We start from the raw sequence: 19,895 nt of genomic DNA, 5'->3' as shown, positions 1-19,895 counted from the left end.
CCCGTCTTCGGTCCTGAGGATCGGCCGCTTAGCGGACGACGCCACGACGCACGAGGTTGACCACCGCGAGGAGGACGACCGCGCCGAGGAACGACACGAGCAGCGAGCGGATATCGAAGGCGCCGCTGGTGATCGGCGCGCCGCCGATGAAGGGGGTGAGCAGGAAGCCCGCGACGAAGGCGCCGACGATGCCGACGACCACGTTGAGGATGATGCCCTGCTGGCCGTCGGTCCGCATGACGATGCTGGCAAGCCAACCGATGACGCCGCCGACGATGAGAAGGATGATGAGACCCATGATGTGACACTCCTGTCGAAACCGGGTCCCAATCGGACCGTGGGGCCAAGACGCCCCGCCTCGGCGCAAGTTCCGCGCTGGTGGCAGCGGAGTGGCTCGGGCGGCGAAATGCAACCCGATCGCGCTCGGCCCGTTGCGACTCCGTCAACAACAGGGAGATGGACCATGGCGGACGTACAATATGATCGCGAACCGCGCGGCAACGGCATGACGATCGGGATCATCGTCGCGGTAGTCATCGTCCTCGCGGTGGTCGCCGCGTTCGCCTTCGGCCTGATCGGCGTCAAGCAGACCCGCGAAGCCCAAGCCCCGGCTGTTAAGGTCGAGGGCGGGCAGGCACCAGCCTTCGACGTCGACACCGCCAAGGTCGATGTCGGCACCAAGGCGACGACGGTCGACGTGCCCAAGGTCGAGGTCGGCACTACCAAGGAGACCGTCAAGGTCCCGACGGTCGATGTCCAGAAGGCGCACTAAGACGTAGCGAACTTTGCAGCCGTTCGGATCCGTCCGGACGGCTGTTGGCTGCCCGCGGTACCTGATCTGGATCATGATGATTTCCGCGACGCGGGCGTCCCTATCAGATGGTGTGGTGGAACAGCTGGTGGTCCCGAGGCGTCTTGAGCGGAAAGGCGCAGCGCGCGCCTCCTCGCCAGGACGGAGATGCCAGATGACCGAAACTTTTACCGACGCCATTGCGCTGTTGAAGGCCGACCACCGCAAGGTCGAAGGCCTGTTCGAGCAATATGAGAAGGCGACCGCCGACACCAAGAAGAAGGCGCTCGCGCATCAGATCTGCACCGAGCTCAAGATCCACACGATGATCGAGGAAGAGATCTTCTACCCGGCGTTCCGCGGGAAGATCGAGGACGACACGCTTGATGAGGCTTATGTCGAGCATGACGGTGCCAAGGTGCTGATCAATGACATCGAGGCCAACGAGCCCAGCGCGCCCTTCTATGACGCGAAGGTGAAAGTGCTCTCCGAAGAGATCACCCACCATGTGAAGGAAGAGGAGATGCCCTCCGAGGGCATGTTCGCCCAGTGCCGCAAGACCGACGTCGATCTGGTCGCGCTGCGGGACGCGATGCTGCAGCTCAAGGTTGAGCTGATGGAGCAGGCCGAAGGCGCGGGCCTCGCGCCCGCCAAGACGACCGCGGTCAACCCGGTCGCCGCCTAAATACCTACCCGGGCGGCCGCGAGCCGCCCCGGCCGCTTTCCCAACCAAGTGAGACCTGCTTATGGCCGCTGCGCCACCGCTGACCGCGCCCGATTTCCAGGGCCCCGCGATCCTTCTGTCGGGCCCGGTCGATTATGACATGTACCGGGACTTTCGCTCAAAGCTCGAGCCCGCGCTCGCCGAGACCGGTGACGGCGGGCGGATCCATGTCGAGCTGTCGACCCTCGGCGGCGACCCCGAGGTCGCGCGGATGATGGGCGAGGACATTCGTTTCCACTCCGACCTCATTCCAAACCGCCGCTTCGTCTTCCTCGGCAAGGCCGCGATCTATTCGGCGGGCACGACCTTCATGTCGTTCTTTGCGATCGAGAACCGCTATCTGACCCGCGGCACCCGGCTAATGATCCATGAGCGCAAGATGTCGAAGACGCTCCAGATCGAAGGCCCGCTCACCACCTGTATCGCCAGCGTCACGGCGACCCTGCACGAAATCGAAAGTTCGATCGCGATCCAGAATGAGGGCTTCGAGAATCTGATCCGCGGCAGCCAGGTAACGATGAATACCGTCCTCGAGAAGGCACCGTCCAACTGGTATATCGAGGCCCAAGAGGCGGTCGCGCTCGGCCTCGTCACGGCGATCATCTGAGCAACCGGACATTCCACTGGACCCGCTCGTTGGGCCGGCACAGGACGACAATAGGGAAAGCCGTCTCCATGCGAAATATGCTCCTAGGGCTCGCGCTCCTCTCGACCACCGCGCTCGCCGCCGAGCCGGGTGCCGTTGGCGGCAAGCCCGCCATCCCGAGCGCGCAGGCGCTCCCCGAGGCGAAGGCCGCCAATTTCCAATATCAGGTTGCGATCGTCGAGCCGCGCGCAGTGAAGCCCGATGCGAAGACCGTGGCCAAACTGAAAGTGCCCGTCGGCTTCGCGGTCGAGATGTGGGCAGAGGGACTCGGCAACGCGCGATTGCTCGCGGTCACCGACGACGGCACTGTCTATCTGACCCGTCGCGCCGAGGGCGATGTGGTGATGCTGCGGGACACTGACGGCGACGGCAAGGCCGATCTGCGCAAGGTCGTCGCGCAACGACCCGGCATGCACGGCATCGCGCTCGACGGGCGCAAAGTCTATCTCGCGGCGATGTCGGAGATCCTGACAGCGCCGATCCTCGCGGACGGGAGCTTCGGACCGCTCAAGCCTTTGACAGACACGCTCCCGGATACGGGCCAACATAATACGCGAACCGTGCGTCTGGGCCCCGATGGCCAGCTCTACATCACGGTCGGCTCGACCTGTAACGAGTGCGTCGAGAGCAGTCCCGAAAGTGCCACGCTGCTGCGCATGTCGCCCGACGGGAAGAGCCGGATCATCTATGCGAGCGGCCTGCGCGATACGATCGGCTATGACTGGAATCCGAAGACCGGGGCGCTCTGGGGCATGGATCATGGCATCGACATGCTCGGCGACGACCAGCAGCCCGAGGAGCTCAACAAGATCGGCTTCGGCAAGAATTATGGCTGGCCCTATATCTACGGCTTCGGCGGACAGAACCCGCAGGACGACCCGCCCAATGACCTGACGATGGCCGATCTCGACGCCGCTGCCACCCGTCCGGTGCTCGGTTACACCGGGCACGCCGCGCCGATGCAGATGCTCTTCTATCGCGGCGTGGCCTTTCCCAAAGCCTATCAGGGCGATGCCTTCGTCACCTTTCGGGGTTCTTGGAACCGCTCGAAGCCGTCCGGCTATGAGGTCGCGCGCATCCACTTCGACGCCGCCGGTGAAGCGGTCGCGTTCGAGCCGTTTCTTACCGGCTTCCTCCAGGAAAACCGCGACGGTCCGAGCCAGTCGGGTCGCCCGGTAGGGCTCGCGGTCGCCAGGGACGGATCACTGCTGTTCACCGACGACATCAACGGCGTTATCTACCGCGTGCGCTATACCGGCGCCGATGCCGCAGGCACGGTGCTCGCCGGGCCTGCGGTGCGCGCGCCCGAGGATGAGCCGCGCCCGGTCGGGCCGGCGCTCGCGCTCGCGCGGCCGGAGACCCGGGCGACGATGCGGCTGACGGTCACGAGCCCGGCCTTTGGCGCCGGCCAGGCGATCCCGCCGCGCAACAGCGATTATCAGGACGGCGTTTCGCCTGCACTGAGCTGGTCGGGAGCGCCGGCCGGTACCGCCTCTTATGTGCTGTTGCTCGAGGATCCCGACAGCCAGCATGGCCACCCCTTCATCCATTGGGTCGCGTGGAATATCCCGACCGGTACGACAGCGCTCCCCGAAGCGCTGCCGGGCGAGCGCCAGCTTGCGGAGCCCAAGGGCATGCGGCAGGGCCGGACGACACGCGGTTCGACCGGCTATTATGGGCCCAAGCCCCCGGTCGGCGATCCGCCGCACCATTATCATGTCCAGCTCTTCGCGCTGTCGGAGATGCTCGACTTGCCGGTCGGCGCCGATCGCGAGCGCGTGCTGGCGGCGATGACCGGCAAGGTGCTCGCCAGGGGCGAGCTGGTCGGGACCTATGCGCAAGGGGCCTTGCCGCCGAAGAAATGAGCGCGGGCGACGACAAGACCGACCGCTATCCGGTCACCCCCGACGGCCGCTATTTCGTGGTCCGGGGGCGGCTGTGGCGGCGTAGCGACCCGCGGCTGCCTGCCGACCGGCGCGCGACGCTCGTCTCCGAACTGATGGCGGCGAGGCGCGCGGTCGGCGCCGCGCGGCGCGCAGACGATGATGCGGCCGAAGACCGGGCCCACGCCGCGGTCGATGCCGCCAAGCTGGCGCTTGGTGAGCGTGGGCCGGTCTGGTGGACGGACGGCGCGCCCGATCTCAACCGCCACTTAGCGCGCACGACGCCTTATGCCGACTGGTTCGCCGCGCTGCCGCCGGCGCCCGCAACCCCGTCGGAATGAAAGAAGGGCCGCGCTCCGGATCGGAGCACGGCCCTTCACATTGTCAGCCCTCCGCATCAGCGGCGACTATCTGGCCGCTCAGGCCGAAGCTCCGGTGGAGCGGATCGAACCTTCTGCGCGTGCCGCGGACAGCATGAGACAATGAGACATTCGACCACCTCCTTTCATCTGTTGACGATGGCCCGGATATGGGGCGCCGCGTCTGGATGTGAAGGGGTTGGCCATCCGGCGCTTACGCGCCATCGGGCCTGCTGTCGGCGCGATCGTCGGCGGGATAATCCTCGGGCGTCACCGTACTGACGCTCGGCCGGTCCTCGACGCCTTCCTGTGGCTGTCCGCCACCGGTGCGTGCGTCGCCGTCGCCGCGACCGGGCCGCGCGTCGCCGAGCGGACCCCGGCGGATCTCGTCGATCGGCTTGTCCTCGGGGGTCAGGCTGTCGGGCGTGTCGCGGCGGTCGGTCATGATCTCTCTCCTCCTGCGGTCAATGCCGGGACCAGCAACCGGTTCAGTGGGGCGATCAGGCGAAATGCGGCCGCCTTGCGGTCAGCCGCTGGACCATCAGCTCATTGCCCTGGCTGCGCGCGACCGACCAGGCGCTGTTACCGCCCGCGTCGACCGCGAGCGGGTCGGCGCCGGCCTCGAGCAGTCGGTCGACAATGCCGGTCTGGCCAACCAGCGCCGCCATCATCAGCGCGGTCTGCCCGCCCTTGTTGGTGGCGTTGGGATCGGCGCCCGCGATCAGCAAGCGGTCGACAAAGGCGCCATAGCCCTTGAACGCGACCCCCATCAGCGCGGTGTTGCCGCGCGCCCCGTCGGGGGCGTCGACAATCGCGCCCTGCTTCAACAGCAGTTCGGTCGCCGCGGCATGGCCGTTATAGCTGGCGAGGATGAGGGGCGTGTAGCCCTTGGAATCCCGCGCCTCGATGTCTGTCCCGGCCTGGAGAAGCGCCGGAAGGACATCGATCCGGCCAAGCCGGCAGGCGTCGTACAAGAGCTCCTGGAGCCGTGCCGGCGGCGGGAGTGGCGCCGGCGCCCCCACGTCATTGGCCGGGCTCGGCATCGGATCATTTTGCATCGAGGTCGACCTCCAGTTCGCGCGGCCAGAAGCGCAGTGCTCCGATCGTGTCGACGAACGCCGCGGCATCCTTGGCGGTGCCGAGCGCCAGGCAGGCGTCGTCGAGCAGGTCGGCGATCCCGGCCTTCGCGAACAGTGGCTGCGCCGCCTTGGTGAGGCCGATATATTTGCAATGGGCGAAGGCATCGCGGACGAAGTCCTGCGCCGCGGCGTCGCCGGCGAGCAGCGCCGCGCCTTCATCCGAGACGACCACCGCAACCGCGTCGAACAAGATCGACGGCCCGCCGTCGATCTTGTGCCTGGCCGCCTGAGCCGTACCGTCGGAGAGGGTCACCCCACCGATCTTCGGCGCGATCACCTCGAACACCGCCCCCACCTTGTAGAGCGCGGCGGTGAGCCCCTTAAACAGGCCCGCATCGGCGCCGTCGCTCAGCAGGATGCCGAGCTTGCGGCCCTGGAAACTGTCGGGACCGTTGCGCACGATCGAGAGCGCGTTAGAGACGGGCAGATCCATGACCGTCGGCCGCGCGGCCTGGGCCGGCGCCGGCAGCGCGGCGAGGCCAAGCCCGTCGGCGACGGTCTGAGCGAGGCCGGCGTCGATGTTGAGCAGGTGCGACACGATGCGCGCGCGGATGTCGGGGCGCTCGACCTTGGAGAGTTCGAACACCAGCGCGTCGCCGATGTGCTTCTGTTCGATCGGCTCCTGGCTGACGAGGAACTGGCGTGCCTGGCTATAATGATCGGCGAAGCTCTCCGGGCGCAGCCGCAGCTTGGGGCCTTCCTCGGTGGCGGCGAAGCTGGTGAAGCCCTTCGCCGGATCCTCGCGCGGGCCGCCGATCTCGGCGCCCCAACTGTTCGGCTCGTAGTTCACGCGGCCCTTACGGTTCGCGATCGCCATATGGCCGTCCTGCTGAAAATTGGCGACGGGCACTTTCGGCGCGTTAATCGGGATATGGGTGAAGTTGGGACCGCCCAGGCGCTTCAACTGGGTGTCGAGATAGGAGAAGTTGCGCCCCTGGAGCAGCGGGTCATTGGTGAAGTCGATGCCGGGGATGATGTTCTGCGTGCAGAAGGCGACCTGCTCGGTCTCGGCGAAGAAATTGTCGACGACGCGGTCGAGGACGAGCCGGCCGACGATCCGGACCGGGACCAGTTCCTCGGGGATGATCTTCGTCGGATCGAGGATATCGAAATCGAAGCTGTTGGCGAAATCCTCGTCGAACAACTGGACGCCCAGCTCCCACTCGGGAAAGTCGCCCGCATTGATGGCGTCCCACAAATCCCGGCGGTGGAAGTCGGGGTCCGCGCCATTGATCTTGACCGCCTCGTTCCACACCACCGACTGGAGCGCCGCCTTGGGCTTCCAGTGGAATTTGACGAAGGTCGATTTCCCCTCGGCATTGACCAGGCGGAAGCTGTGCACGCCGAAGCCCTCGATCGTGCGGAGCGACCGCGGGATCGTCCGGTCGGACATGATCCACATGACCATGTGCATCGATTCCGGCGTCAGCGAGATGAAATCCCAGAAATTGTCATGCGCGGTCTGCGCCTGCGGGAAGCCGCGATCGGGCTCGGGCTTTGCGGCGTGGATCAGGTCGGGGAACTTGATCGCGTCCTGGATGAAGAAGACCGGGATATTGTTGCCGACAATGTCCCAATTGCCCTCCTGGGTGTAAAGCTTGACCGCAAAGCCGCGCACGTCGCGGGCCAGGTCGGCCGAGCCTTTCGAGCCGGCGACGGTCGAGAAGCGAACGAAGGCCGGCACCTTCTCGCCGACCCGCTGGAGGACATCGGCGCGGGTGACGTCGGCCAGGCTCTCGGTCAGCTCGAAAAAGCCGTGCGCGCCGACGCCGCGCGCATGGACGACGCGCTCGGGAATGCGCTCATGGTCGAAATGGAAGATCTTCTCCCGGAAATGCGGGTCCTCGAGCAGGACCGGGCCACGCGCGCCATATTTCAGACTGTTCTGGTCGTCGGCGATGGGCATGCCCTGCGCTGAGGTCAGGGTCGCGACGTCGCCGCCCGCGACCTGATGGGTCTCGCCGCCCGCCGCCTGGGGTTCGCCGAAGCTGTCGGAAAGCGCGATCGATGCGGGGAGCTTCGGCGCCTTTTGCGGGCTTTCGCCGGGGGCAGGCGCGGGACCAGCCTTGGTAGCGCGTTTCGAGGGCGAGGTCGGATCGGGTTTGCGGGCCATGAGCGGTCATCCTTCGTGCAACGAATAGCAGGTCGCGCGCTGGTGCGGCGCGCGGGTGCGGGCGCTCCGGAAGGGAGCGACGCTTCGACATGGACAACCGCCTGTGCACGGCTTCGGGTGCGCGCGCCGCAGCGATACTAATCTGCAACAAGACGAATGGTGGGGGCGCTGGCCAAGCGCCGCGCAAGCGGCCGTCCCGAGATCGCCGGTGACCGCCACCGTGCTGATGCACATCAGTCGCTCGGACTGGCATGGAACCCGCCGCCGGGGTCGCGCGCTTGGGATCGGATAACAAGAACAGGTGCCTGATGAAGCTCGACTTTCTGACCCATGGCGAACGCGGCCTGGCCGGTCTTCGCCTCCAGCGCTGTCATGTGTCCAGCGAGACCGACCGGCTGACCGATGTCCTGTTGTGCCAGCCCACCTTCCTCGAGCCCGTGCCCTGCTGTTCGGTGACCCAGGAGTCGCTGCGCGATGGTTTCGCGACATCGGTGCCGCAGGCGCTCGTCCAGCACCGTGCGCTCCAAGCTGCGCTTGAGCGGGCAGGCGTGCGCTGCCATTTCCTCGAGCCCGATCCGGCCATGCCCGATATGTGCTTCACCCGCGACGCGCTAGTGACGACGCCCTGGGGCCTGTTCGCGCTCAACCCGGCCGCCGGCCACCGCCAAGCCGAAGCCGTGCACGCCTTGAAGGCGCTGCGCGGGATCGGCGCGCCCCTCGCGGCCTGCGTGCAGCGCGGCACCGCCGAGGGCGGTGACATCGCGATCGTGAAGCCCGGGCTCGTCATCATCGGCTGTTCTGGCGAGCGGACGAACGAGGACGGCGCCGAAAGCGTCGCCGAGGTGTTTCGCGGTCAGGGCTGGGACGTGATCGTCTATCGCTTCGATCAGCATTTCCTACACCTCGATACCCAGTTCGCGATGGTCGGTGATGGTCTGGCGCTCGCCTGCACCGACGTGCTCTCGGACGCCTTCCTCGCCGATCTCGCGCGGTTCGGGATCGAGACGATCGCGGTCAGCTATAAGGAAGCGCGTTCGCTTGGCTGCAACATGCTGTCGCTGGGCGACCGTCGGCTGCTCGCCTCCGAGGATAATGACCGGGTCATCGCCGAATTGCGCACGCGCGGCTATCAGGTCGAAACGCTCGCGCTCGATCAGTTCACGCGCTGCGGCGGCGGGGTCCATTGCCTGACGATGCCGCTCGCGCGCGTCGCGGCCTGATGATAGCGACGGTCCGATGAGCGGGCGGGCCGTCGACCCGATCGTGACTCCGATTGCGCCGATGGAGGCGAAGCTCGTCGAGGCGCTGCCCGAGGAGCCGGGCTGGCAGTTTGAGCCCAAATGGGACGGCTTTCGCGCGATCGCGGTGCGCGACGGCGAACGCGTCGCGCTCTGGTCGAAGTCGGGCAAGACGCTCGGCCGCTATTTTCCCGAAATCCTCGCTCTGCTCGCGGCGACGAAGACCACCCGCTACATCGTCGACGGCGAGATCATCCTCCCTGTCGGTAACGTGCTATCGTTCAACGCGCTCCAGCAGCGGCTCCACCCGGCCGCGAGCCGCATCGCCAAATTGTCGATCGCGACCCCTGCCCAGCTGATGCTGTTCGACTGTCTTGGCCTCGAGGCCGAGGATCTGATCGAGCGTCCGCTCGCCGACCGACGCGTCGCGCTCGAGCGCTTCCACGCGCAGGAGGGCGGGTCATCGCTGCTGCTGTCGCCACAGAGTGAGGACTTCGCGGCCGGTCGGGCGTGGCTGCAGACAAGCGGCGGCGCGCTCGATGGGATCGTCGCCAAGCGCCGCGACGAAGCTTACCGGTCCGGCGAGCGCGCCATGCTCAAGGTGAAGGTCCACCGTTCCGCCGACTGCGTCGTCGGCGGGATCCGGCGATCCGACGACGGTGCGATCGCATCGCTCTTGCTCGGCCTCTATGACGAGGCCGGCCAGCTCAACCATGTTGGTTTCACCTCGGGGCTGAAGGCAGACGACCAGGCGGCGCTCGCCGACCGGGTCGCGCCGCATCTCGGCGGCACCGGCTTCACCGGCAAGGCGCCGGGCGGGCCGAGCCGCTGGAACGACGGCAAGGAGAAAGCTTGGACGCCGCTCGCGCCTGACCTCGTCGTCGAGGTTCTCTACGATCAGGTGACCGGCGACCGCTTGCGCCATGGCACGCGCTTGCTGCGCTGGCGGCCCGACAAGGCACCCGCCACCTGCACGATGGACCAGCTCGTCCATGAGGTGCGGCCGGCCGAACTCGCGGCGATCGTCTAGACGTCCTTCAAGCGTCGGCCTCGACCAGGCGAAGCGTCGCCGGATCGGGACCGCCGCCCCAGCGGGTGAGCACGTCTACAAAGGCGGGGCCGCCGCCGGCAGCGACGAACAGGGTCAGCGACGAGCGCAATTTCAGCGCGTCGATCGGACCGAACACGGCTTCGGCATCCGCCTTGCCGATCCGCTCAAGCGCCGCGACGCAGGCGCGCAGCCGATCGCCGAGGATCGGATGCTTGAGATAAGCCCTTGCTTCGGCGAGCAACCGGATTGCGAAATGCCGCGCGGTCAGGCTGTGGCCGAGGCCCGCAATCTGCGGAAAGACGAACCACATCCAGTGACCGCGTTTGGCGCCAGCCTCGACCTCGGCGAGGTCCTGGTCAAAAGTGCCGGCCTGCGCCGCAACGAAGCGGTTGAGATCATGCGGATCCGCGGTCTCGCGCATCGCTCGCCCCGATGCTCAGGCCCACAGATGCGCGCGGTAGCGGTCGAAGCAAGCGAGGCCGCATTTCAGGCGGATCAGCGCGCCCTCGGCGATCGCGGTCGCACGCGCTGGATCCTCCTCGACTGCCGGGCGCAGTGCTTCGCGGTTCCAGTCGGCGCTGTGTTTGACGTCGAGTACCGCGTGGAGGTCGAAATAGCGGCGCTCCTTGTCGGACAGCCCGATCCGGCGCAGGCCCTTCGCGACGCAGGCCGAGCGGCCGGGCGCAGTCAGTTCGATCACGCCGAGCGCGCCGACCGACTGCCAGGCATAGCGCCGGCTCGTCGCCATCGCGGTCATCGCATTGGCCAGCGCGAGGCTTTCCCAGACGGTGGTCTCGATGGTGGGGTCGACCCCGAGCGTTTCGACGAGCGCGTCGAGCATCGGACCATGCATGCCGGGGACATTGCCACGGCCCATCTCGTCCCAATAGTTGCGCGCGAGTTCGAGTTTCGGACCCGTCGGGAGCTTGACCTGGGTCAGCGCCACCAGATCGTCGAAGCCGGCCTCGCCGGCCGCCTCCTGCTCAAAGAACCAGATCAGCTCATTGCGGGTGGCGGTGTCGGCGAGCCAGGGAAAGAGCGGGTCGCCCTGACCGGGGCCGACCTCCTTCAGTGCCTCGAACCAGGCGATGAAGCCATCGGGGTCTGTGGGCGCGGCGGCGGCCTTGTCGGCGATCTCGGCGCGCAGCGTCTCGAGGAAGCCGCCTTCGAGGCGGAGCATGCGGTGGTCGCGCTCGAGCGCCTGCGCCCAGTCTTCGGTCGGGAAAGCCGGCGCGAGCCGCTCGCGATTCCAATGCGCGAGGCCGCGCTGGAAACTGTCAGTCAGGAACTGCGATCCGCTCGGTCGTCGGATGTCGGTGGGGGCGCGTGACGCCATGGGGCGATCCTCTCGTCGTCTTCTCGGTTGACGGTCTGAACCCTTCGGCACCCGATCGGGTTGCGTCTCGGGCGTCGAAACTGATGTGCAGCAAGACGTTGGCGGGCCGATGGGAGCAGTGGACCGGATGGGCCGCTCGCGCGTTTCGCGCGGGAAAGGTCGGCCTGCAACCGCGCGACCCACACGAATGATGAGAAGCGATGTACACCGACCGTTTCCTGCGCCACCGCAAGGGTGCCCCGCTCAACACCGACGAGCGCGCCGCGCTCGAGGCCTGTGTCAGCGAGGTCCGCACGCTCGAGCCGCGTCAGACGATCGTGCGCGCCGGCGAGACGCTGTCGCACAGCACGCTCCTGATCGACGGCTTCCTGTGCCGCTATCTCGACGACCGCCAAGGCCTGCGCCAGCTCGTCGCGCTGCATGTCCCCGGCGACTTCGTCGACCTCCACGCCTATCCGCTCAAGACGCTCGACCATGATGTCGCGACGTTGACCGCCGCGACCGTCGCGATCGTACCCCACGATCGGCTCGATGTGCTGGTCGAGGAGCGCCCCGTGCTTGCGAAGAAGCTGTGGTACGCGACCCTGCTCGACGCCGCGATCCACCGTGCCTGGCTGTTCCGCCTCGGTCGGCTCGATGCGGGCGGCCGCATCGCCCATTTCCTGTGCGAGACCGAGGCGCGGCTGCGCGCGGTGGGCCTGAGCGATGGCGGTCGCTTCGCCCTCGGCATCACCCAGACCGATCTGTCCGAGATTTGCGGTCTCACCAGCATCCACATCAATCGCGTGCTGCGCGGCATGCGCGAGGAGGGGATCGTCAGCTTCCGCTCGTCGCTGGTCGAAATCCACGATCCCGAACGGCTCCGCCGGCGCGGCCAGTTCGACCCGGCCTATCTCTATATCGACGAAGCGGCTCTGGCCGCCACGAACGCGACGATCGCGTCATGAGCGAGCCCTTCGCCTATGCCGATGGCGACGTGCGCTGCTTGGGCGAACTCCGCCGGCCGCGGGGAGCCGGCAACGGTCGGGCCATCCTGGTCGTCCATGAGGCCGACGGGATCGGCGGCAACGTGCGGCGACGCTGCGCGATGCTCGCCGAGCTCGGCTATGTCGCTGCCGCTGCTGATCTCCACGGCGATGGCCGGGTGCTCGGCGACGATGAGATCGGGCCGGCCATGGCGCGGTTCCGCGCCGATCCTGCGCTGCTGCGCCGGCGGGTCTGCGCCGCCTTCGACGCTCTGGTCTCAGCGACCGGATTCGCCCCGACGGCGGTGGCGGCGATCGGCTATTGTTTTGGCGGTCTCGCGGTCCTCGAACTGGCGCGCGCCAATACACCGCTCGCCGCGGTCGCGAGCTTCCATGGACTGCTCACGACCGCCGCGCCAGCGACCCCGGCTGCAATCCGAGCGCGGGTGCTCGCCTGCACGGGCGCGCTCGACCCGCTCGTGCCGCCCGCCGATATCGCCGCCTTCCAGGCCGAGATGATGGCGGCGGAGGCCGACTGGCACCTTGCGGTCTATGGCCGAGCGCTCCACAGTTTCACCAATGAAGCGGTCGATGGGCTGGGCGATCCGCGTATGGCCTATGATGCTCGAGCCGATCGCGCGAGCTGGGCGACCTTGCTCGGCTTCCTCGACGACAGCTTCGCTTGAAGGGCGTCCTCGTCCGGCGTGCGGTCGAACTCTGCGATGGCCTGGTCGATCGCGGCTCCGACCTGCGCCGAGGTGGCGTGATGGCTAAGACCATCGGGCGCGATTTCGGGGAGAATCGCGTCCGGCTCGACCCCCGTCAAAGCGGAGACGCGGCGCGCGATCACCGCGCGCCGGTCGGCATCAGCGGCTGCCATGGACGGGTGCATCGGCGCCGGTCGCGGGCGCCTCGGGTTTCGCCGCGGGGATCTTGCCGCCGCCCGCCTGCGCGTCGCTGTCGAACTCTTCCGGATTGCCGCCGCCGCCGGCGCCCGCGCCCGATCCCTTGACCTCGCCCGAGCCGCTCTGCGGCGCGCGCCGGCCGCGATTGTCGGCGCCGGCATCCTTAGTATGGTCGGTCATGATCATCTCCTTCGACAAGGGAAAAGCATCAGGCCCGGCGACGTTCCGGGAATCCGGCCCCGCCCTGCCTTTTGGATGGGCGGCGCGGCCGGTCATCCCGCAAGCGCCGGTCCCGGCGAGCCGGCAACGAAGGCCGGAGCGGCGTCTCCGCGCTGATAGGTGCCGATGAGGATGCCGGCGGCGAGGATGCGGCCGGCGATCGCCTCGGCGAGATCGCCGCGCCCCGGATTGGGCGCGAGCGGGACCACCTCGGACAGAGCGAAGATCTGGAAAACATAATCATGCGAACCATGCCCGGTCGGCGGATCGGGCGGCAACCAGCCCTCGCGCCCATAGCTGGTGCGCCCGACGTCGCGGCCGTCCGCGCCGCCATCGCCGTCCGCCACGATCGCGCCTTCGGCGAGCCGGCCGGTGTCGGGGGGCAGGTTCCAGACAAGGGCATGGACGAGCGGGTTGGGCAAGGGGGCGTCGGGATCCTCGACGATCAAGGCGAGGCCGGCGGTGCCCTCGGGCAGTTCCCCCCAGACGAGCGGTGGCGAGACGCCGGCGCCGTCGGCGGTGAAGCGTTCGGGCAGCCGCGCGCCATGCGCGAAGGCCGGGCTCATCAGCTCGACGACCCCCCTGACTGCGAGGTCGGGCCGCGCGGCAAGGAGCTTCTCATGGCCGGCGCGCAAGGGGCTGAGCAGCTGGCCCAGCCAATGGGGCACATGTTCGAGCATCGTCAGGTGGCGCCGTGCAGGTCGTGCTTGAGCTGGCGCATCGCGTCATGGCCGGCCTGGACCGAGCCCTGGACCCGCACGATGACCGCGCGGGTCGCCGACGAGATGTCGCTGTCGCGCACCGCGTCCTCGAACTTGGCCTTGATATGGTCCTCGCCGTGCTCGACCTCGTCGACCACCGCGACCTCGCCGCCGCCTAGGGTCTGGCGAAGATTGACGAACAGCCGGTGCGCGGCGGCGAGCAGCGTGCCGTCGTCGGGCGAACTGCCGCCCAGACTCGCGACATGCTCCTGGAGGACGGCGGCCGCCGCGCGGCGCTCGGAGCTGCGGGCCGCAAACATTGCGGCGAAGCGCGAACTGTCGCTGGCGGCATCGGCATAGCCTTCGGCGCTGTCGAGCGTCGCCTCGATCAGGCCGTTGAGCATGCGGATATCATAATCGGTGCTGGACATGGGCTCGCCTCCCGGTGCGCCGTCGCAGTCGAACGGCACGGACCGGGGAGAAACGCGCCAGCCCGTGGGCCGGGCTCAGCGTCACACCGCCGGATTCGCCCTGATGTGGGTTAGCGCCGGTCGCACGCTGGCGCCCGCGACGGAACGAGTCCGTTCCGCGCCGGGTTGAACGCGCATCGCCCATCCTTGCAGGACTGTCGCTCATGGCCCGCCGCGCCGCTGCCAAGACTGCCTCCGCTCCATCCGCTCGCGCCGAGGCCAATCTCGCGCGCTACCGCGAGAAGCGCGACTTCAGCCTGACCGCCGAGCCGGCCGGGGCGACCCTGCCGGCCGGCGGGCAGGGCTTCGTCGTTCAGAAACATGCCGCAAGCCGGCTTCATTACGATTTCCGGCTCGAGCTCGACGGGACGTTGAAGAGCTGGGCGGTGACGCGCGGCCCGAGCCCCAATCCCGACGATAAAAGGCTGTCGGTCCGGACCGAGGACCATCCGCTCGACTATGCGCGCTTCGAGGGCACGATCCCCAAGGGCCAATATGGCGGCGGCACTGTGATGCTGTGGGACAATGGAACCTGGGAGCCGGTGCCGGGCAAGGACCCCGTGAAGACGCTCGCCGAGGGCCATCTGCATTTCTTCCTCCATGGGCACCGGATGAAGGGTGAGTGGCTGATGATCCGGCTCAAGCCGCGCGGAAAGGAGAAGGGCGAGAACTGGTTGCTGCGCAAGATCGCTGACGACCATGCCGGCGGTTCGGATGACCTGGTGGGGATGCATCTGACCAGCGTCGAAAGCGGCCTCACCATGGAGGAAATCGCCGCCGGGGTGAAACCGAGGGCGGTCGCCAAGCGGGGGAAGACCGAGGCCTCAGCTAAGCCGGTCGCTGCCCGCAAAGCCAAATCCCCGCTAAAGCGTAAAGCCGCCAAGGCGGTTGGTGCGCTGCCGCCGCCCTTCCAGCCCGTCCAGCTCGCGACTCTTGTCGACAGCGTGCCCGCGGGTGACCGCTGGCTCCACGAGCTGAAATATGACGGCTACCGCACCCTGATTGCCGTCGGCGGTGGCGAGGGCCGCGCTTATACCCGTTCTGGGCTCGACTGGTCCGACCGGTTTGCCGGGCTGATCACCGAGGCGACGCAGCTCGATTGCCGATCGGCGCTGATCGACGGCGAGGCGGTGGTGGTCGGCGAGGATGGGCGGTCGAGCTTCCAGGCGCTCCAGGCCGCGCTCAAGGGCGATCCGTCGGCGATCCTCTATTATGCCTTCGACCTGCTCGCGCTCGATGGCGAGGATCTGACGCGGCTGCCGCTGACCGAGCGAAAGGCAAAGCTCGAGACGCTGATCGCGAGCGCGGTCGGGAGTGAGGCGGCGCGCATCCGCTATTCGGACCATATCGTTGGCCAGGGCGAGAAGCTGCTGACGAGCTTCTGCGAAGCGGGGCTCGAGGGGGTGATCTCGAAGCGGGCGGACGCCAAATATTCCGGGAGCCGTAATGGCACTTGGCTCAAGACCAAATGTATCCGTCGCCAGGAGTTCATCATCGTCGGATGGACCCCGTCCGACAAGCAGCGCGGCTTCCGCTCGCTGCTGCTTGGCGTCCACAAGGACGGCAAGCTTATCTATGCCGGCAAGGCCGGGACCGGCTTCACGGGGCAAGAGATCGAGCGGCTGATGGCGCTGATGGCGCCGCTGGCGGTCAAGACGCCGCCGGTCGTGGCGCCGCGCGCGGCGGTGCGCGGCGCGCATTGGGTCGAGCCGCGCCTCGTCTGCGAGGTCGCCTATATCGAGTTCACCGACGAGGGCGTTTTGCGCCATCCCTCTTATCTCGGCCTGCGCGAGGACAAGAAGGCCGAGGCGGTGCTGCTTGAGACCGAGGCGCCGGTCGCCGCGGCGGTGGCGTCGTCGGAAGACGGCGTCGATGTTGCGATTTCGAACCGCGAGCGGGTGATTTTCCCGGAGAGCAAGATCACCAAGGGCCAGCTCGCCGACTATTATGCCGCGGTCGCGGACATCATGCTGCCGTGGGTTGCCAACCGTCCGATCAGCCTCGTGCGCTGTCCGCAAGGCCGCGCCAAGAAATGCTTCTTCCAGAAGCATGACGCCGGGACCTTCGGCGAACATATCAAGCATGTCGGGATCCTGGAGAAAGACGGCCATGAAGAGCCCTATCTGTTCGTCGATGACGCCGAAGGCCTTCTGACCTGCGTCCAGATGGGGACGATCGAATTCCATGGATGGGGGGCGCGGATCGAGGACGTCGAAAAGACCGACCGGCTCGTCTTCGACCTCGACCCCGACGATGGGCTGGCCTTCGAGGCGGTTCGGACCGCGGCCTTCGAGTTTCGCGAGCTACTCCAGCAAATCGGGCTCGAGACCTTCCCGATGGTGACCGGCGGCAAGGGCGTCCATGTCATCGCGCCCCTGACCCCGCAGGCCGAATGGCCCGCGGTCAAGGATTTCGCGCATCGCTTCGCGCAGGCGGTGGCGCAGGCGCATCCCGACCGCTTCACCGCGGCGCTCGCCAAGGTCCAGCGCAAGGGCCGGATCTTCGTCGACTATCTGCGCAACCAACGCGGCGCGACCGCTATCATGCCCTATGCCGTGCGCGCCCGCGAGCAGGCGCCGGTCGCGGTGCCGATCAGCTGGAAAGAACTCGAGACGATCGATACGCCGGCGCACTGGCATGTCGGCGATGCAGCGGAGCTCGTGAAGCGTGCCGGCTCGAAGGTGCTCGCCGGATGGGGCCGCGCCGACCAAGTGCTGCCGGACCTGTGATCATCGCGACCTACAATGTGAACGGGGTTAACGGTCGGCTTCCGGTGTTGCTGCGCTGGCTCGCCGAGCGCCAGCCCAACATCGTTTGTCTCCAGGAGTTGAAAGCACCTGACGAGAAATTCCCGATTCAGGCGATCGAGGCGGCCGGCTATGGCGCGATATGGCATGGGCAGAAGAGCTGGAACGGCGTCGCGATCCTCGCCAAGGGCGCGCAGCCGATCGAGACGCGGCGCGGGCTGCCAGGCGACCTCGATGACAGCCATAGCCGCTATATCGAGGCGGCGGTGAACGGCGTTCTCGTCGGCGGGCTCTATCTGCCGAACGGCAATCCGCGACCGGGTCCAAAATTCGAGTATAAGCTGCGCTGGTTCGCGCGGCTGACCGAGCTGATGGCCGAGCTCTATGCGACGAAGGCGCCGGTGGTGATCGCCGGCGACTATAATGTGATGCCGACCGAGCGCGACGTCTACAAGCCCGAGCGCTGGCGCGACGACGCCTTGTTCGCCCCAGAGGTCCGCGCCGCTTTTGTCGGGCTGCTGGCCCAAGGGTGGACCGATGCGCTGCGCAAGCTCCACCCCGACGAGACGATCTACACCTTCTTCGACTATTTCCGGAACGCCTATGCCCGCAACGCGGGTTTAAGGATCGACCATTTCCTGCTCAACAAGCCCGCGACGAAGCGGTTGCTGCGCGCCGAGGTCGATCTCGCGGTGCGGGGTTGGGAGAAGACCAGCGACCATTGTCCGGTCTGGGTCGAACTCAAGGATTGATACCGCGTCGGCCATACAACCCTTGCCACCGCCGCGCCCCCTGATGAGCAGCTGCGCCTTCATGGTCAGGCGTCGCGCAGCCCGGCCGGCGCGTCCTCGGGCGGGACCGGGCGCTGCTCGGCAGCGCGGGCCGCGGCGTCGATCAAATTCTGGCCGGTCCGTGCAGCGGCGCTGGGGGTCAAAGTGATGGCAAGACCGTCGGGGCCGTCGAGGAGGACGACACCGTCCTCGGCGGTGGCGATGCCGGGATCCTGCCGGGGTTGCGGGACCGCGCGCGCGTAGCTCATGGCGTCTGGCCGTCGGCGGGAAAGGATATCGTCATGGCGGCTCTCCAACGGCGTCCGAGGGTCCGGTCGCCTTGTCCTGCATGCGAAAACGAAGCGAGCCGCACGCCTGTTGCTTCGGGCCGCAATCAATCGTGCTGCCGCAGATTAATCGCGCCTCGCTTGGGTGTGCGGGCGCGGCGGCGGCGCCTCCGGCTCCCAGTCGGGCAAGGCGTCAAACGCCGCGGCGTCGAGGCCTATCTCGACCCGGTCGGTACAGAGCCTGACCTGGGCGCGCGGAACCGCGCGCAGCCGTTCGCCGACCCCACCGACTCCGCCGCTGCGGATCACGACATAGCTGAGCTGGCCGCTGTCGCATTCGACCAGCGCCTCGATCGCCTCGCCGAGCGGCTCTCCGCGACCATCCTCGACCTTGGCGCCGATCAGCGACGACAGGGTCCTGAGATCGGGGGCGGCGCGCTGCGTGCTCGCCTCGGCCGCCGCGGTGCCGCCTTTCTCATAGCGCGCCTGGCGGCCGAGCCAGCGCCAGATCCCGATAAGGTTGACGATCGTCAGAAAGCCGTTGGTAAGGAGGAGGTTGGTCTGCCCAGTCGCCGCGCCGACCGCACTCCAGGCGAGCGAACCGATCAGGAAGACGACGAAGCCCCACCCCGTCACCCGCGCGCCCAGATTGGCGGCGGTCAGAATCGCCGCGATCGCGGTCGCGACCGGCGCGACCCAGCCCGCCATCTCTTCGACGATCATGCCGCGTCGACCCGGACCGACTGGCTGTTCACCCGCGCGAGACCATAAGCCGTCAGGAAGGCGACGTCGGCGGCGTCGCGGCCGATGCCGATCTTCGCCATCGCCGCTTCCTTCGCCATGCCGGTCGCGTCGACCAGATGCCATTCGCCGCCGAGGAAGACCTCGGCGACCGCATGGAAATCCTGCGGCTCGACGCCGAGCGCGTAGACGCTCGCGAGCCGCGCGGGGATACCGCTCGCGCGGACCAAGGTGATCATCAGATGGGCATAGTCGCGGCACACGCCCTGGCGCTTGACGAAGGTTTCGAGCGCGGTGGTGTCGCTGTCGCTCGCACCTGGCACATAGGACAAATGGCTGTGGACCCAGTCGCGCATCGCGATCACGCGTTCGCCGCCCTGGAGCCGGCCGAACTCGGCGTCGACGAAACATTGGAACTGATCCGACGGGCAATAGCGCGACGCCATCAGATATTGGACCGTCTCGCCCGGCAGCTGGTGCGGCGGAACCTTGGGGAGCGCCAGGCAATCGGTCAGCAGCCGCTCGATCGAGACGGTGGCCTTATAGTCGATCAGGAGTTGTCCCTGAATCCGGAGCCAGATCCGCTCGCCGATCTCGTCATGAGCGTCGACACGGGCGAAATGCTCGCCTTCGCTGATATCGATATGCGCGGCCTCGATCTGCTGTTCCGGGATCGCGGCCGCCTCGAGCTGGAGGAGGACGTCGGTCGGATGCTCGAACTGATAGTCGAGCTGGGCGTGGATCGCGAGTTTCATGGAGCAGGTATCCGGTTGGCGGCGGCGGGCGCCCGTTAAAGAAGGAAGCGATGTGC

The 19,895-nt window shown here is 67.4% G+C and carries 23 protein-coding genes; 11 read left to right on the top strand and 12 right to left on the bottom strand.

The genetic code is table 11. The features are described from left to right. Positions 1-28: 28 nt before the first annotated feature. Positions 29-298: a GlsB/YeaQ/YmgE family stress response membrane protein gene (locus FYJ91_RS12390; RefSeq protein ID WP_149522599.1), complete on the bottom strand. Its 270-nt coding sequence runs from the start codon at positions 296-298 to the stop codon at positions 29-31. Between the two features lie 165 nt (positions 299-463). Between FYJ91_RS12390 and FYJ91_RS12385 the strand changes: the two genes are divergently transcribed. The 5 genes from FYJ91_RS12385 to FYJ91_RS12365 all read left to right on the top strand — a co-directional run bounded on the left by FYJ91_RS12385 (position 464) and on the right by FYJ91_RS12365 (position 4,384). After that, positions 464-772: a hypothetical protein gene (locus tag FYJ91_RS12385; RefSeq protein WP_149522598.1), complete on the top strand. Its 309-nt coding sequence runs from the start codon at positions 464-466 to the stop codon at positions 770-772. Positions 773-965: 193 nt separating this feature from the next. Beyond that, positions 966-1,475: a hemerythrin domain-containing protein gene (locus FYJ91_RS12380; RefSeq protein ID WP_149522597.1), complete on the top strand. Its 510-nt coding sequence runs from the start codon at positions 966-968 to the stop codon at positions 1,473-1,475. Positions 1,476-1,536: 61 nt separating this feature from the next. Continuing rightward, positions 1,537-2,121: an ATP-dependent Clp protease proteolytic subunit gene (locus tag FYJ91_RS12375; RefSeq protein ID WP_149522596.1), complete on the top strand. Its 585-nt coding sequence runs from the start codon at positions 1,537-1,539 to the stop codon at positions 2,119-2,121. 68 nt (positions 2,122-2,189) lie between these two features. After that, a complete protein-coding gene (locus tag FYJ91_RS12370) occupies positions 2,190-4,025 on the top strand; it encodes a YbhB/YbcL family Raf kinase inhibitor-like protein (RefSeq protein ID WP_149522595.1) in 1,836 nt (611 codons plus the stop codon). After that, on the top strand, positions 4,022-4,384 hold the full coding sequence (locus FYJ91_RS12365; RefSeq protein ID WP_149522594.1) for a hypothetical protein: 363 nt from the start codon (positions 4,022-4,024) through the stop codon (positions 4,382-4,384). Before FYJ91_RS12370 ends, FYJ91_RS12365 begins: the two co-directional genes overlap by 4 nt. Positions 4,385-4,616: 232 nt before the next feature. On the opposite strand, the gene FYJ91_RS12360 is transcribed toward FYJ91_RS12365, so the two are convergent. The 3 genes from FYJ91_RS12360 to katE are packed head-to-tail and all read right to left on the bottom strand — an operon-like array spanning position 4,617 to position 7,654. Beyond that, positions 4,617-4,847, bottom strand: coding sequence for a hypothetical protein (locus tag FYJ91_RS12360; protein ID WP_149522593.1), 231 nt, complete (start codon positions 4,845-4,847; stop codon positions 4,617-4,619). Between the two features lie 55 nt (positions 4,848-4,902). Beyond that, the gene (locus FYJ91_RS12355; protein ID WP_246152607.1) at positions 4,903-5,460 is read right to left on the bottom strand and encodes an ankyrin repeat domain-containing protein; all 558 of its coding nucleotides are present in this window, start codon (positions 5,458-5,460) and stop codon (positions 4,903-4,905) included. Continuing rightward, positions 5,450-7,654, bottom strand: coding sequence for a catalase (gene katE / locus FYJ91_RS12350; protein WP_149522592.1), 2,205 nt, complete (start codon positions 7,652-7,654; stop codon positions 5,450-5,452). Before katE ends, FYJ91_RS12355 begins: the two co-directional genes overlap by 11 nt. A gap of 308 nt (positions 7,655-7,962) precedes the next feature. On the opposite strand from katE, the gene FYJ91_RS12345 reads away from it, so the two are divergent. Next, positions 7,963-8,874: a dimethylarginine dimethylaminohydrolase family protein gene (locus tag FYJ91_RS12345; protein WP_181008483.1), complete on the top strand. Its 912-nt coding sequence runs from the start codon at positions 7,963-7,965 to the stop codon at positions 8,872-8,874. A 16-nt stretch (positions 8,875-8,890) separates the two neighbouring features. Beyond that, positions 8,891-9,922, top strand: a complete 1,032-nt coding sequence (locus FYJ91_RS12340; RefSeq protein ID WP_149522590.1) for an ATP-dependent DNA ligase — start codon at positions 8,891-8,893, stop codon at positions 9,920-9,922. A 7-nt stretch (positions 9,923-9,929) separates the two neighbouring features. Here FYJ91_RS12340 and FYJ91_RS12335 read toward each other — a convergent pair whose 3' ends face one another. Continuing rightward, the gene (locus tag FYJ91_RS12335; protein ID WP_149522589.1) at positions 9,930-10,364 is read right to left on the bottom strand and encodes a DUF1810 domain-containing protein; all 435 of its coding nucleotides are present in this window, start codon (positions 10,362-10,364) and stop codon (positions 9,930-9,932) included. 15 nt (positions 10,365-10,379) lie between these two features. Beyond that, on the bottom strand, positions 10,380-11,279 hold the full coding sequence (locus FYJ91_RS12330) for an iron-containing redox enzyme family protein (RefSeq protein ID WP_149522588.1): 900 nt from the start codon (positions 11,277-11,279) through the stop codon (positions 10,380-10,382). Positions 11,280-11,479: 200 nt separating this feature from the next. Between FYJ91_RS12330 and FYJ91_RS12325 the strand changes: the two genes are divergently transcribed. Together FYJ91_RS12325 and FYJ91_RS12320 are read left to right on the top strand one after the other, a co-directional pair. Beyond that, positions 11,480-12,226, top strand: coding sequence for a Crp/Fnr family transcriptional regulator (locus tag FYJ91_RS12325; protein ID WP_149522587.1), 747 nt, complete (start codon positions 11,480-11,482; stop codon positions 12,224-12,226). Then, complete coding sequence (locus FYJ91_RS12320) at positions 12,223-12,930, top strand: dienelactone hydrolase family protein (protein ID WP_149522586.1); 708 nt, start codon at positions 12,223-12,225, stop codon at positions 12,928-12,930. The genes FYJ91_RS12325 and FYJ91_RS12320 overlap by 4 nt, the downstream gene beginning before the upstream one ends. Positions 12,931-13,110: 180 nt before the next feature. On the opposite strand, the gene FYJ91_RS12315 is transcribed toward FYJ91_RS12320, so the two are convergent. From FYJ91_RS12315 to FYJ91_RS12305, 3 genes are all read right to left on the bottom strand, one after another. Next, positions 13,111-13,329 carry a hypothetical protein gene (locus FYJ91_RS12315; RefSeq protein ID WP_149522585.1) on the bottom strand — a complete coding sequence of 73 codons (219 nt, stop codon included), beginning with the start codon at positions 13,327-13,329 and terminating at the stop codon, positions 13,111-13,113. A gap of 92 nt (positions 13,330-13,421) precedes the next feature. Further along, on the bottom strand, positions 13,422-14,048 hold the full coding sequence (locus tag FYJ91_RS12310; protein WP_149522584.1) for a YbhB/YbcL family Raf kinase inhibitor-like protein: 627 nt from the start codon (positions 14,046-14,048) through the stop codon (positions 13,422-13,424). 2 nt (positions 14,049-14,050) lie between these two features. Continuing rightward, complete coding sequence (locus FYJ91_RS12305; RefSeq protein ID WP_149522583.1) at positions 14,051-14,500, bottom strand: PA2169 family four-helix-bundle protein; 450 nt, start codon at positions 14,498-14,500, stop codon at positions 14,051-14,053. A gap of 203 nt (positions 14,501-14,703) precedes the next feature. Between FYJ91_RS12305 and ligD the strand changes: the two genes are divergently transcribed. Together ligD and xth are read left to right on the top strand one after the other, a co-directional pair. Continuing rightward, entirely contained in the window at positions 14,704-17,268 is a 2,565-nt protein-coding gene (gene ligD, locus FYJ91_RS12300; RefSeq protein WP_149522582.1) for a DNA ligase D, read from the top strand. Then, positions 17,265-18,038 carry an exodeoxyribonuclease III gene (gene xth, locus FYJ91_RS12295; RefSeq protein ID WP_149522581.1) on the top strand — a complete coding sequence of 258 codons (774 nt, stop codon included), beginning with the start codon at positions 17,265-17,267 and terminating at the stop codon, positions 18,036-18,038. Before ligD ends, xth begins: the two co-directional genes overlap by 4 nt. Before the next feature lie 65 nt (positions 18,039-18,103). Here xth and FYJ91_RS12290 read toward each other — a convergent pair whose 3' ends face one another. The 3 genes from FYJ91_RS12290 to FYJ91_RS12280 form a co-directional block, all read right to left on the bottom strand. Continuing rightward, the gene (locus FYJ91_RS12290) at positions 18,104-18,325 is read right to left on the bottom strand and encodes a hypothetical protein (protein WP_149522580.1); all 222 of its coding nucleotides are present in this window, start codon (positions 18,323-18,325) and stop codon (positions 18,104-18,106) included. A 144-nt stretch (positions 18,326-18,469) separates the two neighbouring features. Next, positions 18,470-19,066 carry a PRC-barrel domain-containing protein gene (locus FYJ91_RS12285; protein WP_149522579.1) on the bottom strand — a complete coding sequence of 199 codons (597 nt, stop codon included), beginning with the start codon at positions 19,064-19,066 and terminating at the stop codon, positions 18,470-18,472. Then, positions 19,063-19,839: a transglutaminase-like domain-containing protein gene (locus FYJ91_RS12280; protein WP_149522578.1), complete on the bottom strand. Its 777-nt coding sequence runs from the start codon at positions 19,837-19,839 to the stop codon at positions 19,063-19,065. The genes FYJ91_RS12285 and FYJ91_RS12280 overlap by 4 nt, the downstream gene beginning before the upstream one ends. Positions 19,840-19,895: the final 56 nt, after the last annotated feature.

Origin of the sequence: Sphingomonas montanisoli (genome assembly GCF_008274695.1) — a bacterium.
Taxonomy (GTDB): Bacteria; Pseudomonadota; Alphaproteobacteria; order Sphingomonadales; family Sphingomonadaceae; genus Rhizorhabdus; species Rhizorhabdus montanisoli.
The sequence above is the reverse complement of the archived record's forward strand: the minus strand, read 5'-3'. Positions and strand labels throughout refer to the sequence as shown.

Excerpts from the sequence above, each read along its gene's own strand:
- ligD (WP_149522582.1), top strand. The coding sequence starts at position 14,704 with ATGGCCCGCCGCGCCGCTGCCAAGACTGCCTCCGCTCCATCCGCTCGC.
- FYJ91_RS12340 (WP_149522590.1), top strand. The coding sequence starts at position 8,891 with ATGAGCGGGCGGGCCGTCGACCCGATCGTGACTCCGATTGCGCCGATG.
- FYJ91_RS12315 (WP_149522585.1), bottom strand. The coding sequence starts at position 13,329 with ATGACCGACCATACTAAGGATGCCGGCGCCGACAATCGCGGCCGGCGC.
- FYJ91_RS12320 (WP_149522586.1), top strand. The coding sequence starts at position 12,223 with ATGAGCGAGCCCTTCGCCTATGCCGATGGCGACGTGCGCTGCTTGGGC.
- FYJ91_RS12305 (WP_149522583.1), bottom strand. The coding sequence starts at position 14,500 with ATGTCCAGCACCGATTATGATATCCGCATGCTCAACGGCCTGATCGAG.
- katE (WP_149522592.1), bottom strand. The coding sequence starts at position 7,654 with ATGGCCCGCAAACCCGATCCGACCTCGCCCTCGAAACGCGCTACCAAG.
- FYJ91_RS12375 (WP_149522596.1), top strand. The coding sequence starts at position 1,537 with ATGGCCGCTGCGCCACCGCTGACCGCGCCCGATTTCCAGGGCCCCGCG.
- FYJ91_RS12280 (WP_149522578.1), bottom strand. The coding sequence starts at position 19,839 with ATGAAACTCGCGATCCACGCCCAGCTCGACTATCAGTTCGAGCATCCG.
- FYJ91_RS12330 (WP_149522588.1), bottom strand. The coding sequence starts at position 11,279 with ATGGCGTCACGCGCCCCCACCGACATCCGACGACCGAGCGGATCGCAG.
- FYJ91_RS12310 (WP_149522584.1), bottom strand. The coding sequence starts at position 14,048 with ATGCTCGAACATGTGCCCCATTGGCTGGGCCAGCTGCTCAGCCCCTTG.
- FYJ91_RS12385 (WP_149522598.1), top strand. The coding sequence starts at position 464 with ATGGCGGACGTACAATATGATCGCGAACCGCGCGGCAACGGCATGACG.
- FYJ91_RS12365 (WP_149522594.1), top strand. The coding sequence starts at position 4,022 with ATGAGCGCGGGCGACGACAAGACCGACCGCTATCCGGTCACCCCCGAC.
- FYJ91_RS12390 (WP_149522599.1), bottom strand. The coding sequence starts at position 298 with ATGGGTCTCATCATCCTTCTCATCGTCGGCGGCGTCATCGGTTGGCTT.
- FYJ91_RS12335 (WP_149522589.1), bottom strand. The coding sequence starts at position 10,364 with ATGCGCGAGACCGCGGATCCGCATGATCTCAACCGCTTCGTTGCGGCG.
- FYJ91_RS12325 (WP_149522587.1), top strand. The coding sequence starts at position 11,480 with ATGTACACCGACCGTTTCCTGCGCCACCGCAAGGGTGCCCCGCTCAAC.
- FYJ91_RS12360 (WP_149522593.1), bottom strand. The coding sequence starts at position 4,847 with ATGACCGACCGCCGCGACACGCCCGACAGCCTGACCCCCGAGGACAAG.
- FYJ91_RS12290 (WP_149522580.1), bottom strand. The coding sequence starts at position 18,325 with ATGAGCTACGCGCGCGCGGTCCCGCAACCCCGGCAGGATCCCGGCATC.
- FYJ91_RS12370 (WP_149522595.1), top strand. The coding sequence starts at position 2,190 with ATGCGAAATATGCTCCTAGGGCTCGCGCTCCTCTCGACCACCGCGCTC.
- FYJ91_RS12285 (WP_149522579.1), bottom strand. The coding sequence starts at position 19,066 with ATGATCGTCGAAGAGATGGCGGGCTGGGTCGCGCCGGTCGCGACCGCG.
- FYJ91_RS12355 (WP_246152607.1), bottom strand. The coding sequence starts at position 5,460 with ATGCAAAATGATCCGATGCCGAGCCCGGCCAATGACGTGGGGGCGCCG.
- FYJ91_RS12380 (WP_149522597.1), top strand. The coding sequence starts at position 966 with ATGACCGAAACTTTTACCGACGCCATTGCGCTGTTGAAGGCCGACCAC.
- FYJ91_RS12345 (WP_181008483.1), top strand. The coding sequence starts at position 7,963 with ATGAAGCTCGACTTTCTGACCCATGGCGAACGCGGCCTGGCCGGTCTT.